This is a genomic window from Pseudomonas khavaziana, from assembly GCF_036704165.1.
Classification (GTDB): domain Bacteria; phylum Pseudomonadota; class Gammaproteobacteria; order Pseudomonadales; family Pseudomonadaceae; genus Aquipseudomonas; species Aquipseudomonas khavaziana.
Genome location: NZ_CP129946.1, coordinates 3,632,130 through 3,644,658 on the forward strand (window position 1 = coordinate 3,632,130; position 12,529 = coordinate 3,644,658).

The window sequence follows — 12,529 nt, forward strand, 5'->3', positions numbered from 1 at the left end:
CAAGGAAGCGGATATGCATAAAGGTAAGCGCATTGTGGTGATTGGCGCCGGTATCGTGGGGGCTTCACTGGCCTATCACCTGGCCGCCAAGGGCGCGAATGTGACGGTGGTCGAGGCCGGCGAAGTCGCGTCCGGGGTCACGGCCACCTCATTTGCCTGGCTCAACACGACCCACGACGCACCCGACCCCATTGCCGCGTTGCGCAGTGCAGCGATTGACGCGTATCACCGCCTGGAGCATGAGCTGCCCGCCGTGAAAATTCGCTGGACAGGCGCCCTGTGTTACGGCGCAGACATTCAGCCTGGGGCGGATTCACGGATCACTCGCCAGCGTATCCAGGCACTTGAGCCGCGTTTGAGAAACCCGCCTGAGCAGGCCCAATTCAAAGCCGAAGAAGGCGCACTCGACGCGATACACACCGCCCATGCCTTAATGGAAGGTGCCCAGGCCCACGGTGCCACGCTGCTGACACACACCCGGGTATTGGGTTTCAGGATGCACGGCTCACAGGTCACCGGCGTTGAAACCAGCCTGGGCGTCATCGATGCCGACGTGGTGGTGCTCGCAGCCGGCACCGGGATCCCCGCGCTGACGAAGCTATTGGGTGTGCCCCTGCCGATTGAAGCCTCTCCTGCGATCTTTATCCGCTACAACGCCCCACCCGGCATCGTGCGCACGCTTATTTCCAACCCTGCAATGGAGGTGCGCGAAAGTGCAGAGGGTACCTGGCTGGCAGCCGAAGACTATCTGGGCGACGCCCCGGAAAACCAGGCGGCCGCCATCGCTCGGCGCACCGCCCAGGCTATTGCGGATGAACTCGAAGGGGTCACGTTCATCGAGCCACAATTGGCCTGCGTCGGGCTGCGGCCTATCCCGGCCGATGGCGTACCGATTATCGGCGACTTGCCAGGCATCAGCCGGGTGTACGTCTGCGCGATGCATCCTGGTGTGACGCTGGCAGCCATAGTGGGGCGTCTTGCCAGCGAAGAGATCATGGAGGATAGGATCTGCCCTGCCCTGGCGCCTTGCAGGCCCGAGCGGTTCTTCCAACCTGAAAACGGTTAGAAGGCGCCGGCGTCCTCGAGCATTTCCACCAGCCCCTGCGGCCACACCGTGTCCGTCGTAGTGCGCAGCGCCTCTGCCGACCACCAACGATGATCCGCCATCACCTGGGTCTCCTCAGCCGTCCACTCGGCCCTGGACAGCGCCTCGCTGGGCGCCCGCACCACGAAATAGCGCTCGATCGCCAACACGGTTTCGCCGCTGGGCAGCATCAATGGGAAACTGCGTTCTGCCACGGATTCGCCAACGCCGCTGACAGTGATGCCGGTCTCTTCGCGCAGTTCACGGATTGCGGCGCTGTGATAGGTTTCCCCGGCTTCAACACCACCGCCCGGCGTAGCCCAGTAATTCCTGCCAGCCAATGCGCCGTCTTTATGCACGAAGCGGAACAGCAGCACCTGCTTTGCAGGGCTTATCACCATTAGTCGTGCGGCTTTGCGTTCACGCATTTGATTGATTCCTTTCCCTGAGCGCCGCAACCATCCAACTCAAAAACACCCGCAGCCGCATGGAAAACACCTCGCACTCAGCGCTGGGATTACGCGCTTCAAACAGGAAGTACGCGATTTGCACGCGCATCGAGGGGTACTGCTGAACAAACAGCGCGACGTACTCTTCCAGGGCGTGCGGCCACATGTGGGCATCGTCTGCGCGCAAGGTGTGGGTGGCCCGGATCAAGGCCCGCGATGCTTCACGCTGCAGGCGATGACGTGCGTGTTCAGTGCCGGCCTGTTCGATACGCACGAGATACGCCGTGAGCGCTTGCTCGAAGTCGCCATTGACCGCCATGGCGATGGCGCGTGACGGGCGAAACGGGTCGAAGTGCGGTGCAAGGTCTTCGCCCGATACACAGCGGCAATGATGCTTGAGCCAGAAGCCCCAACTGTTGCGATTTTCCGGTGCCAACACTTGAACGCGATGACCGATATCGAAGTCGATCTTGGTCACTTGCGGATGCCGTTGCTCCAAGGCAGTTCGGGCCGCTTCAAGCTGTTCGAGCACCGAGGCATCCGGGGGATCGTTGAGGATCAACGAGAGGTCGAGATCAGAAAAACCGACCTCGGCCTGGCCTCGTGCGACGCTGCCATACAGATAAAGCCCATGCAGCCCGAACGCCGCCTGGTACAGGGTTGCGCAGACATCCGCCAGCACGGGCTGGAACTCGATTTGTACGGGAACATCGGCGACGGTGAGGATAAACCCGTCGGCATCGACGCCCATGCTTTGCAGGAGGGTCACGGGCGATGCACCTCAATCACCAGGCCTTCCTCTTCACTCGGCACACTAAAGTGGCGAGTGATCAGGTCGAATTCGGCGTCAGTTGCAGCAAAGTCGTGCTCGCCCTGGGCGTTGCGCGCGTGCAGGCGGGCACGGCAGGTCGCATCGTCCAGTTCCAGATAATGCAGGCGGTGGGGCACGTTGGCCGTTTGGGCCAGGCCGAGCAACCACTCACGGTTGGCCAGGGTGTTGGCCGGGAAATCCAGGACCACATTCACGCCGGTTTCCAACAGATTGACCACCAGCGGTCCGAGTACACCGCGCACCCGCTGGGCACAGCGCAGGTAGTCGGCGATGGCCTGGATTTCACCGGGGTAAAGACTGGCCAGCCAGTGGTCTTCGCTGAGCACAATGGCTCGGTGCTCGGCGGCCAGGGTCTTGGCGAGGGTGGACTTGCCGGAGGCAATCTTGCCGCACAGCAGATGCAGGGTTGGCATAAGGCGTTTCCTCTTATCGGCCCGGCAGGATGAATCATGCAGCCGCAGCCGTAAACACATCCAGTTGAATCCTGGTGTACGAGCGAGGTCACCTATAAAGAGACAACAACGCAATGGGGAGACTGTGATGAACCTTGCAATGACACTCTTCAGCCTGTTTGCCGGTTGGATGGCAATTGTGATGTCGATGCTGTGGGGCGTGCTGCGGGTGCTACACCGGCATCATGCTTAGCACACCGGACGGCCGTTATTTTGTGGTCAAGGGGCAACTGTGGCGCTGTACCAATCCGGCCTTGGATGAGGCAACCCGCCAGCATTGGGTTAATGTACTGATGGATGCACGCCGAGCGGTCAAAGCGGCCAAGGGCGACACTGACGCCCAGGCATTGAAAGCCGCGCGGCAGCAGGTGCAGCATGCCAAGGTCGCATTGGGCGAGCGTGGGCCGGCGTGGTGGCACGACGGCGCTCCGGATTACAACCGCTGCAAAGTCAGCAATACCCCCTACGCGGCATGGTTCGAAAAACATCTCGACACGACCTCCCAGTGAACTTTCTTACAAATGCCATGCTCCTTTCCTATGCGAAGTCAGCGCACCCTGAGCCCAGGGTGCAGAACGATAAGGAGCCGCCACCCCCATGACTACCCTCCCCACTTACCCCGTCGTCAGACCTGGCCCATTGCATGGGACCTTGCTGGCAGGCACCGTGCCGCTGTTTCTCGGGGCCTTGCTCAGTGATATCGCCTACGGCCAGACCTACCAGATCCAATGGGCCAACTTCGCCTCGTGGCTGATCGCCGGGGCGCTGGTGTTCTGCGGTTTTGCCCTGCTGTTTGCGCTGGTCAACCTGGTGCGCGCCGAGCACAAGGGCGGGCGACCTGTGGCTTACTTCCTGCTGTTGCTGGGCACCTGGGTGCTTGGGCTGGTCAATGCGTTCCAGCATGCCAAGGACGCCTACGCCATGATGCCCACCGGCCTGGTGCTGTCGGCGATTGTCACTGTGATGGCGATCATCGCGACCTGGATCGGCTTGACCAACCTGCGCTCAGGAGTTGCCCGATGAAGACCCTCAACACACTGACCTTGCTCAGCGCCGCCCTGCTGCTCAGTGCCTGCGGTGGCGAAGGCGACAAAACCCAGGCCCGCGGCCCCGATCCCAAGCTGCCCGAACAACAAAGCAGCCTGCTGCCGAGCATGAAGATCGCCGAGCCCACCCCATGGGGCGAACAAAAACCCCAAGTGCCCGAAGGCTACAGCGTGACCGCCATCGCCACCGACCTGGCGATCCCGCGCCAGACCCTGGTGCTGCCCAACGGTGACATCCTGGTGGCCGAAGGCCGTGGCGGCAGTGCGGCCAAGCTCAAGCCCAAGGATGTGATCGCCAGCGTGATCAAGGCCCAGGGCAATACCAAGGTCAAGGGCGGCAACCGCATTACCCTGCTGCGCGACGCCGACGGTGACGGTACCTACGAGCTCAAGACGGTGTTCGCCGATAACCTCAACGCACCCTATGGCCTGGCGTTCGCCGACGGCAAACTCTATGTAGCCAACCAGGACGCACTGGTGCGCTTCGACTATGCCGATGGCCAGACCAAGGCCAGCGCCCCGCCCGTCAAAGTCACCGACCTGCCGGCGCAGATCAACCACCACTGGACCAAGTCATTGGCCGTGAGCGACGACGGACGCCAGCTGTATGTGGGAATTGGCTCCAACAGCAACATCACCGAACGCGGCATGGAAGTGGAGATTGACCGCGCCATGGTCTGGCAGATCGACGCGGCCACCGGTGCCCACAGGCCCTACGCAACCGGCTTGCGCAACCCCACGGCGCTGACCATCCAACCGGGTTCCGGGCAACTGTGGACGGTGGTCAACGAACGCGATGAACTCGGCCCCGACCTGGTGCCGGACTACCTGACGTCGGTGCGAGAAGGCGCCTTCTACGGCTGGCCGTACAGCTACTGGGGCCAGAACGTCGACCCACGCGCACAACCGCAGAACCCCGCCAAGGTGGCCGCGGCGATCAAGCCCGATTACAGCCTGGGCTCCCATGTGGCGGCATTGGGCGTGGATTTTTCCATCCCGGCCATGGGTGAAAAATTTGCCGATGGCGTGTTTGTCGGCGAACACGGCAGCTGGAACCGCGACAAGCCGGTGGGCTACAAGGTGATCTTCGTGCCGTTCAGCAATGGCAAGCCTGCTGGCGAACCCATCGACTTCGCCACAGGGTTTCGCGGTGACGATGGCAAGACCCGTGGGCGCCCGGTGGGCGTGACGGTGGACCCCAAAGGTGCGCTGATCATTGCCGATGACCTGGCCAATACCGTTTGGCGAGTCACCCGTAACCGTTAACCGGATATGACAGGGGTGGCGACGCCCCTGTCAGCCGTCACTGTGCAATTGCGCTTGCAGCCACGCCAGCAGCGCTTCTACCTCGTCCCGACTGCCCGCCCCTTGCTGCCTGTAGACCGAAATAGCCTCAGGCAAAAACACGCTTTCAGCACAGGGCCTTACCAACGCCCCACTCTCGATCAACCGGCTTGCGGTACGACGCCAGCCCATGGCGACACCGTGCCCTTCCACCGCCGCCTGCAACATCAGCGGGTAGCTGTCGAAAGTGGCACTGCGCGCATCCCTGGCCAACACCCGACCGAACACCTGCAGCCACTCATTCCACTCCATCAGGTGCGGAGGCTCGGAGCTGTGGTGCAAAAACGTGCAGGGCTGTAACTCAGCCAGCGATAACGGTTGTTGCGGGCAAAGGTAGGCCGGGCTGCACACCGGGAACACCTCGTCGGAGGCGGTGAACATCAGCCTATGGGCGCCACTGGCGCGCCGGGTACTTTGCAGGGCCACATCGAAATGTCCATCGAACTGGGTGATAGGCCGCGTGCAGGTCACTACCTGGATTTCAATCTGCGGGTATTGCTGGTGAAACGTCGACAAACGCGGCATCAGCCAATAGAACGCCTCACACAATTGGCACAGCAACACCACCCGGTTGCGTTGCGGGGAGGCGCGCAGGTTAGCCGCGCCATCACTGATGCTTTGCAACGCAAGGCTGACCACCCGCCCCAACTCACGCCCCTCTTGCGTGAGGAACACCGCACGGTTGCGCCGGATGAACAGTTTCACCCCCAGATTGTCTTCCAGCCCACGAATCTGCCGGCTGACAGCCGCCTGGGTGATGTGCAGCTCTTCGGCCGCCTTGGAGAAACTCTCCAGGCGCGCCGCCGCTTCAAACGGCAACAAACTGGCGAGGGGCGGTAGGGTTTTGCCGAGTAGATTCATAATCTGAGGTTATGCATTCAAGGCCGAGAACTCGTTTGTAGCACACCCACGTGGCTGGGCACCATGGATGCATTACTTCATGGATCAGCCTGATGAGCACTTCCCCAACCTCGGTTTCTATCGGCGTGATATTCGCGGTGGTCGCCACCCTCGGCTGGGCGCTGAATTTTATTGCGCCCTACGTCACCGGGGCCTACAGCCTCTACGACCTGATGGCCGTGCGCTTCTTGATAGCCGGGGGACTCGGTGTCGTCTGGATGATCCTGTGCCGGGCGCAACTGCCTGTGCTAAGCCCAGGCCAGCGGCTGTTCGCGGCGATACTGGGCGCATTGGGTTGCCTGGGCTATGGCGTCTGTATTGCCGCCGGCGTGATATTCGGCGGCCCGGTATTGACGCCAGCCTGCGTCGGCATGGTCCCGGTGCTATTGGCGCTGGTAGGCAACGCCAGCCATAAGACCCTGCATTGGCGCCAGTTGGTGATGCCGCTGTCTTGCCTCACGGTGGGGCTGTTGCTGGCCAACATCAGCAGCCTGCACCAGCCCTCGCTGGGTAGCGGTTCCTGGCTGGCCGGATTGTGCTTCTCGTTGGGTGCGGTGGCCTTATGGCTGGGGTTCAGCGTGATCAACCAAAAGCAGCTGGCGCGCCTGCCAGCCGGCGCAACCGGTCTTTGGACCGCCCTGATGCTGGTGGGTGCAGGCGTAGCGGCGCTGTGCCTGCTGCCCTGGATATACGCGCTAGGCTTATTGCAGTTGCCATCCCTTGGCGCTGGTTGGAGCCAGGCATGGCCGTTGTATGCCTGGAGCCTGGTGATCGCGGTGATGTCCACCGTCGTCGGCGCGTGGGCCTGGAACGCAGCGACGCGGCGCCTGCCCATGGTGTTGAGCGGTCAATTGATTGCCCTTGAATCCTTGTTCGCCACCCTGCTCGGCCTTTGGTTTCACCAGCGCTGGCCGACGCTCCTGGAGGTCGCGGGCCTGGCCGCCGTGCTGATTGGCGTGGTGATGGCGGTGCGTATCATCCTGGCGCAGGCAAAACCTGCGGCAACCCACCAGACTTTGGGAGAACTGCAACATGACTGACTCAAGTGACGCCCTGGCACTGCCCGAAGCCTTTGATTTTCATGGCCACGTCGTGCGCTGGGGCCAGCTCGGCACCCAGGGGCCGGCCCTGGTGATGGTGCACGGCACACCCTTCTCGTCCCACGTATGGCGACGCATCGCGCCATTGTTCGCCCGGCACTGTCGCGTGTTCTATTACGACCTGCTTGGCTACGGCCAGTCGGAAAAAGCCTCGGGGCAGGACGTCTCCCTCGGCGTGCAAAACATTCTGCTCGCCGCGCTGCTCCAACATTGGCGGCTGGAGCGGCCCCATGTGCTCGCCCATGACTTTGGCGGTGCCACGGCACTACGGGCACATCTGCTGGATGGCTGCGACTACGCCAGCCTGACCTTGATCGATCCCGTCGCCCTCGCGCCCTGGGGTTCGCCGCTGGTCCAGCATGTGCGCCGCCATGAACAGGCATTCAGCGACGCGCCGGCGTATATCCATGAGGCGATTGTGCGCGCGTATCTCCAGGGCGCCGCCTTCAAGCCGCTGCCTGCCGAGGTGCTGCACGCCTATGTCACGCCATGGACAGGCGAGAGTGGCCAGGCAGCCTTTTACCGTCAGATTGCACAAATGGATCAGCGTTATACCGACGCCATTGAAGTGCAGCTTGCCAGCATCCGCTGCCCGGTGCAGTTGCTCTGGGGTGAGGAGGATCAGTGGATCCCGGTGGCGCAAGGCGATGCACTGGCTGGCAGATTGGCCGGGGCACGCTACCTGCGCGTCCCCCATGCCGGGCATCTGGTGCAAGAAGATGCTCCAGAGTCTATCGTTGCCGCGCTGATGGCGTTTCTCCGCTTGCCCGCAGTGGCCACTAGAGATCAGTGATTTCCTTGTGGCGCGGCACCAGTGCCTTCATCACGCTCCAGGCCACCAGGTAGGCCAGGGCGCAAATGGCAAACATGATCATGTAGCCGGTGTGGATGTCGTTGATCGACTTGTAATAGTCGAACACCCAGCCGCCGATCTTGGTCATGACCACGCCGCCCAGGCCACCGGCCATGCCACCGATGCCGACCACCGAGGCCACGGTTTTCTGCGGGAACATGTCGGACACGGTGGTGAAGATATTGCACGACCACGCCTGGTGCGCCGAGGCGCCCACGCCGATGAGCAGCACCGGCACCCAGAAGCTCAGGTAACCGAGCGGCTGCGCCAGCAACACCACCAGCGGGAACAGCGCAATCACCAGCATGGCTTTCATGCGTCCGTCATAGGGCGCATCGCCACGCGCCATGAAATAGCTGGGGAACCAGCCGCCACCGATGCTGCCGACCATGGTCATGCTGTACAGCACCGCCAGCGGCATGACGATATCGGCGCCTTTCATGCCGTACTGTGCCGACAGGTAGGTGGGCAGCCAGAACAGGAAGAACCACCACACGCCATCGGTCATGAACTTGCCAAAAGCGAACGCCCAAGTCTGGCGGTAGGTCAGCAGCTTGAACCAGGAGACTTTCTTTGCGGTGGTGCCCGCAGGCGCTGGAGTCAACGGTGGTACGGTCTGGTCGCTGCGGATATAGGCCAGTTCTTCGGCCGACAGGCGTTTTTGCTGTTCCGGTTTTTCGTATACCGCGGCCCAGACCGCGACCCACAGGAACCCCAGCATGCCGATGACCATAAAGGCCGCTTCCCAGCCCCACAGGCCGGCAATCAGTGGCACACAGATCGGCGCCAGGATCGCACCGACGTTGGCACCGGAGTTGAAAATGCCGGTGGCCAGGGAGCGTTCTTTCTTGGGGAAATACTCGGCAGTCGCCTTGATCGCAATGGGAAAGTTGCCTGCTTCACCAATCGCCAATACTGCCCGGGACAACATGAAACCGGCAATCGACACCGGGATCACCGCCAGGCCGATTGCCCCGCTGATCGCGGCGATGCCCTCGCCCATCGGCACCGAGAAAGCATGCATGATCGCCCCGGTGGACCAGATCCCAATCGCCACTACATACGCGGTCTTGGTGCCGATCTTGTCGACAAACCGCCCGGCAAACAGCATGGAGATGGCATAGACAAACTGGAACACCGCCGCGATGTTGGCGTAGTCGGTGTTGCTCCAGCCAAATTGTGTCGAGAGTTGCGGTGCCAACAGGCTGAGCACCTGGCGGTCGAGGTAATTGACCGTGGTGGCGAAAAACAGCATCGCGCAGATCGTCCAGCGATAGCTGCCGACTGCCTGGCCGACACGATGGGCACTGATGGGCTCGTTCAGATTCATGGCATCACTTTTTATTTTTGTTAGATAGGACATATGTAACGTTATATGTCGTCGTACAACTGCGACTTTTATATCGGGACGCCTGCGCAGTGTCAATCAGAAAAAGGGCCGGTTATCCGGGAAACAGATGAGTATAAAAAATGTCAGTCTTGAGCAGTTGTAGGATGACAAACCCGCATCACCAAGCTAGGTGCTTGGCCTGGCACGTCGTCCAACAGGCCGAAAGGTTGCATGCCGATCTTTTCCAGCACACGGATCGACGCGACATGGTCGGGTCGTACCAGCCCGAAGACTTCCGGCAGACCGAGGGTTTCAAACGCCAGCACCAACGCATCACGCCCCACCTCGGTGGCGTAGCCCTGCCCCCAGGCTTCGACGGCAAAGCGATAGCCGAGGTTGACGCGTCGTTGTGTCAGATAGTTTAGCGGCGCAATGCCGCCAAACCCGATGATGTGTCCGGGCGCTTCTTTACGGACAATCGCCCACCAGCCGTAGCCGTGAGTGGCCCATTGTTCCATCCAATGGGCCAGCAAGCGCCGGGCCGCCGCGAGATCCGGCATGGGCCCGGCCGGGTTGAACAAATTGGTCTGCGGGTCGCCGAATATCGCGAGCAATTGCTGAACATCAGCGGGCTGTGGTTGGCGGTAGCTGAGGCGTGAATGGCGGTTTTGCATACAAATGACGTCCCGATTTACGGCATGAACCTGCGAACCGAGTTTAGCCAATATCGCCATCGCCGCCGCTCAACAATGTGGGGGATTGCTCTAATGCCTGTCAGTTAAGCGAACGAAATGCTTAAAGCAGCGAAGACCAAATGTGGGAGGGGGCTTGCTCCCGATGGCGGCCTGACAGCCGACCAGAATGTTGGATCAGACCGAGTACATATCCATTCCTGCGGTAACGGCTGCTATTGGTTCCGCTTTTACAGCCAGCCCTTTCAAGGTCTTTGCCTAAATCGCGTCCTACGCCAATTCCAGGCTGAAATTAAGAAATAAACGAGTTGAATTTGGCTCAGCCAGCATCTCTTTTGGTCAAAAAACGATCATGTTTTGGGGCTTTTTCCAAAGACCTTGAAAGGGCTGGCTTTTACAGCGGGTCACTTTTGAAAAGCGCAAAAGTAACCAAAACGCTCTTGCCCCACCACTCGGCACCTCGCTTAGGCTCGGTGTGCCCGTAATCCGACAGGGATTTGGGGGGCCGCCGCCACGCGCCATCCATGGCGCGGGGCGGCTAAACCGGCATCCCTGCCGGTTTACCCCCCAAATCCCTGTCGAATTCCGGCCAGCGTGGTTTGACGGGGCGCCTAAGATCAAAAGCAGATCAAGATCAAGAGCTGCTCGCTTCGCATCGTGGTTACCCTCGGCGGATACAGCCCACGAAGTTGTGTAGATACCTATGGCCATCGGGAGCAAGCCCCCTCCCAGATTTGAATTTGGTTGAAGCCTGGATTTGCACGCTGCTGCGAGGGCACTGATAACGATATTTTCGCAACCGCGAGAAAAAGTACCCGCCGGGGTGAATTATTTCGTGTCCTCTTGTATCTGAACTGACAGAGTGGTGCCATCGTGGCGATGGCACCTCCCCTGTTCAGCTTTAAGAGTGGCCCGCATGAAATTACGGAAAAAACGCGTCAAACCCATCGGCTTGAAAGACATCACCATTGTCGACGACAGCAAGATGCGCAAAGCAATCACTGCTGCCGCACTGGGCAATGCCATGGAATGGTTCGACTTTGGTGTGTATGGCTTTGTCGCCTATGTGCTGGGCAAGGTGTTCTTCCCCGACGCGTCCCCCAGCGTGCAAATGATCGCTGCACTGGGCACCTTCTCCGTGCCCTTCCTGATTCGCCCACTGGGCGGCCTGTTCTTCGGCGCATTGGGCGATAAGTACGGGCGGCAAAAAGTCCTCGCCGCCACCATCGTGATCATGTCCCTGAGCACCTTCGCCATTGGCTTGATTCCCGGCTACGCTTCCATCGGCATCTGGGCGCCGATTTTGCTGCTGTTGTGCAAAATGGCCCAAGGCTTCTCGGTGGGTGGCGAGTACACTGGCGCGTCGATCTTCGTCGCCGAGTACGCTCCGGACCGCAAGCGCGGCTTCCTCGGCAGTTGGCTGGACTTCGGTTCGATTGCCGGTTTCGTGCTTGGCGCTGGTGTGGTGGTATTGATCTCCACCGTGCTCGGCGAAGCCGAATTCGAATCCTGGGGCTGGCGCCTGCCGTTCTTCCTCGCCCTGCCCCTGGGCATGATCGGCCTGTACCTGCGCCATGCGCTGGAAGAGACCCCAGCATTCCAGCAGCACGTCGACAAGCTTGAACAAGGCGACCGCGAAGGCCTGACCCACGGCCCTCGAGTGTCGTTCAAGGAAATCGCCACCAAGCACTGGCGCAGCCTGTTGACCTGCATCGGTATCGTCGCGGCCACCAACGTGACCTACTACATGCTGCTCACCTACATGCCGAGCTACCTGTCCCACAACCTGCACTACGCCGAAAACAGCGGCGTACTGATCATCATCGCAATCATGGTCGGCATGTTGTTCGTGCAGCCGTTCATTGGCTTTGTCAGCGACAAGATCGGCCGCAAGCCGTTCATCATCGCCGGCAGCATCGGTCTGCTGTTCCTGTCGATCCCGGCGTTCATGCTGATCACCAGCGGCAAGACCGGGCTGATCTTCAGCGGCCTGCTGATCCTGGCCATTGTGCTGAACTTCTTTATCGGCGTGATGGCCTCCACCTTGCCGGCAATGTTCCCTACGCACCTGCGCTACAGCGCCCTGGCCAGTGCATTCAACGTCTCGGTGCTGATCGCCGGCGTCACGCCAACCGTCGTCGCCTGGCTGGTGGAAAGCACCAACGACCTGTACATGCCTGCCTACTACCTGATGGTGTTCGCCGTGGTCGGCCTGGTCACTGGCCTGACCATGAAGGAAACCGCCAACAAGCCCCTACGCGGCGCCGCACCTGCGGCGTCCGATATGGCGGAAGCCAAGGAACTGCTGCAGGAGCATCATGACAATATCGAGCAGAAGATCGAAGACATCGACGCCGAGATTGCCGCGCTGCAAGCCAAACGTGAAAACCTGGTGCAGCAGCACCCACGGATCAACTAAGACCTGACTGTGCGTGGCCGCTGCGAGC

Annotated in this window: 13 protein-coding genes; 7 read left to right on the forward strand and 6 right to left on the reverse strand. The window is 60.8% G+C overall.

All coding sequences use genetic code 11. From position 1 onward, the window contains the following. Window positions 1–13 precede the first annotated feature (13 nt). Window positions 14–1,066 (forward strand): FAD-binding oxidoreductase, encoded by a 1,053-nt coding sequence (locus tag QYQ93_RS16060; RefSeq protein WP_338475027.1) that lies wholly within the window; start codon window positions 14–16, stop codon window positions 1,064–1,066. Here the strand turns inward: QYQ93_RS16060 and QYQ93_RS16065 are convergent. From QYQ93_RS16065 to QYQ93_RS16075, 3 genes are read right to left on the reverse strand one after another with little or no spacing between them, the layout of a single operon-like run. Next, entirely contained in the window at window positions 1,063–1,512 is a 450-nt protein-coding gene (locus QYQ93_RS16065) for an NUDIX hydrolase (protein WP_338475028.1), read from the reverse strand. The two genes, QYQ93_RS16060 and QYQ93_RS16065, sit on opposite strands and share 4 nt — an antisense overlap. Next, entirely contained in the window at window positions 1,505–2,284 is a 780-nt protein-coding gene (locus QYQ93_RS16070; protein ID WP_338477267.1) for a nucleotidyltransferase domain-containing protein, read from the reverse strand. The genes QYQ93_RS16065 and QYQ93_RS16070 overlap by 8 nt, the downstream gene beginning before the upstream one ends. A 14-nt stretch (window positions 2,285–2,298) precedes the next feature. Beyond that, window positions 2,299–2,778, reverse strand: a complete 480-nt coding sequence (locus QYQ93_RS16075) for an ATP-binding protein (protein WP_338475029.1) — start codon at window positions 2,776–2,778, stop codon at window positions 2,299–2,301. A 224-nt stretch (window positions 2,779–3,002) separates the two neighbouring features. Between QYQ93_RS16075 and QYQ93_RS16080 the strand changes: the two genes are divergently transcribed. The 3 genes from QYQ93_RS16080 to QYQ93_RS16090 all read left to right on the forward strand — a co-directional run bounded on the left by QYQ93_RS16080 (window position 3,003) and on the right by QYQ93_RS16090 (window position 5,129). After that, on the forward strand, window positions 3,003–3,326 hold the full coding sequence (locus QYQ93_RS16080) for a hypothetical protein (RefSeq protein ID WP_043051654.1): 324 nt from the start codon (window positions 3,003–3,005) through the stop codon (window positions 3,324–3,326). Window positions 3,327–3,414: 88 nt separating this feature from the next. Further along, entirely contained in the window at window positions 3,415–3,840 is a 426-nt protein-coding gene (locus QYQ93_RS16085) for a DUF2231 domain-containing protein (RefSeq protein ID WP_043051653.1), read from the forward strand. Beyond that, window positions 3,837–5,129 carry a PQQ-dependent sugar dehydrogenase gene (locus QYQ93_RS16090; protein WP_043051652.1) on the forward strand — a complete coding sequence of 431 codons (1,293 nt, stop codon included), beginning with the start codon at window positions 3,837–3,839 and terminating at the stop codon, window positions 5,127–5,129. The genes QYQ93_RS16085 and QYQ93_RS16090 overlap by 4 nt, the downstream gene beginning before the upstream one ends. A gap of 30 nt (window positions 5,130–5,159) precedes the next feature. Here QYQ93_RS16090 and QYQ93_RS16095 read toward each other — a convergent pair whose 3' ends face one another. Beyond that, a complete protein-coding gene (locus QYQ93_RS16095) occupies window positions 5,160–6,068 on the reverse strand; it encodes a LysR substrate-binding domain-containing protein (protein ID WP_043051651.1) in 909 nt (302 codons plus the stop codon). 92 nt (window positions 6,069–6,160) lie between these two features. Here QYQ93_RS16095 and QYQ93_RS16100 point away from each other — a divergent pair, with 92 nt between their 5' ends. Together QYQ93_RS16100 and QYQ93_RS16105 are read left to right on the forward strand one after the other, a co-directional pair. After that, window positions 6,161–7,147 (forward strand): DMT family transporter, encoded by a 987-nt coding sequence (locus QYQ93_RS16100; RefSeq protein ID WP_338475030.1) that lies wholly within the window; start codon window positions 6,161–6,163, stop codon window positions 7,145–7,147. Next, complete coding sequence (locus QYQ93_RS16105; protein ID WP_338475031.1) at window positions 7,140–8,000, forward strand: alpha/beta hydrolase; 861 nt, start codon at window positions 7,140–7,142, stop codon at window positions 7,998–8,000. Before QYQ93_RS16100 ends, QYQ93_RS16105 begins: the two co-directional genes overlap by 8 nt. Here QYQ93_RS16105 and QYQ93_RS16110 read toward each other — a convergent pair. After that, window positions 7,987–9,390, reverse strand: a complete 1,404-nt coding sequence (locus tag QYQ93_RS16110; protein ID WP_043051648.1) for an MFS transporter — start codon at window positions 9,388–9,390, stop codon at window positions 7,987–7,989. The genes QYQ93_RS16105 and QYQ93_RS16110 overlap by 14 nt on opposite strands. A gap of 143 nt (window positions 9,391–9,533) precedes the next feature. Beyond that, the gene (locus QYQ93_RS16115; protein WP_338475032.1) at window positions 9,534–10,064 is read right to left on the reverse strand and encodes a GNAT family N-acetyltransferase; all 531 of its coding nucleotides are present in this window, start codon (window positions 10,062–10,064) and stop codon (window positions 9,534–9,536) included. 934 nt (window positions 10,065–10,998) lie between these two features. Here QYQ93_RS16115 and proP point away from each other — a divergent pair. Continuing rightward, complete coding sequence (gene proP, locus QYQ93_RS16120) at window positions 10,999–12,501, forward strand: glycine betaine/L-proline transporter ProP (RefSeq protein ID WP_043051797.1); 1,503 nt, start codon at window positions 10,999–11,001, stop codon at window positions 12,499–12,501. Window positions 12,502–12,529: the final 28 nt, after the last annotated feature.

Bases quoted from the DNA above. Each gene is read 5' to 3' on its own strand.
- QYQ93_RS16060 (WP_338475027.1), top strand. From the start codon at position 14: ATGCATAAAGGTAAGCGCATTGTGGTGATTGGCGCCGGTATCGTGGGG.
- QYQ93_RS16065 (WP_338475028.1), bottom strand. From the start codon at position 1,512: ATGCGTGAACGCAAAGCCGCACGACTAATGGTGATAAGCCCTGCAAAG.
- QYQ93_RS16070 (WP_338477267.1), bottom strand. From the start codon at position 2,284: ATGGGCGTCGATGCCGACGGGTTTATCCTCACCGTCGCCGATGTTCCC.
- QYQ93_RS16075 (WP_338475029.1), bottom strand. From the start codon at position 2,778: ATGCCAACCCTGCATCTGCTGTGCGGCAAGATTGCCTCCGGCAAGTCC.
- QYQ93_RS16080 (WP_043051654.1), top strand. From the start codon at position 3,003: ATGCTTAGCACACCGGACGGCCGTTATTTTGTGGTCAAGGGGCAACTG.
- QYQ93_RS16085 (WP_043051653.1), top strand. From the start codon at position 3,415: ATGACTACCCTCCCCACTTACCCCGTCGTCAGACCTGGCCCATTGCAT.
- QYQ93_RS16090 (WP_043051652.1), top strand. From the start codon at position 3,837: ATGAAGACCCTCAACACACTGACCTTGCTCAGCGCCGCCCTGCTGCTC.
- QYQ93_RS16095 (WP_043051651.1), bottom strand. From the start codon at position 6,068: ATGAATCTACTCGGCAAAACCCTACCGCCCCTCGCCAGTTTGTTGCCG.
- QYQ93_RS16100 (WP_338475030.1), top strand. From the start codon at position 6,161: ATGAGCACTTCCCCAACCTCGGTTTCTATCGGCGTGATATTCGCGGTG.
- QYQ93_RS16105 (WP_338475031.1), top strand. From the start codon at position 7,140: ATGACTGACTCAAGTGACGCCCTGGCACTGCCCGAAGCCTTTGATTTT.
- QYQ93_RS16110 (WP_043051648.1), bottom strand. From the start codon at position 9,390: ATGAATCTGAACGAGCCCATCAGTGCCCATCGTGTCGGCCAGGCAGTC.
- QYQ93_RS16115 (WP_338475032.1), bottom strand. From the start codon at position 10,064: ATGCAAAACCGCCATTCACGCCTCAGCTACCGCCAACCACAGCCCGCT.
- proP (WP_043051797.1), top strand. From the start codon at position 10,999: ATGAAATTACGGAAAAAACGCGTCAAACCCATCGGCTTGAAAGACATC.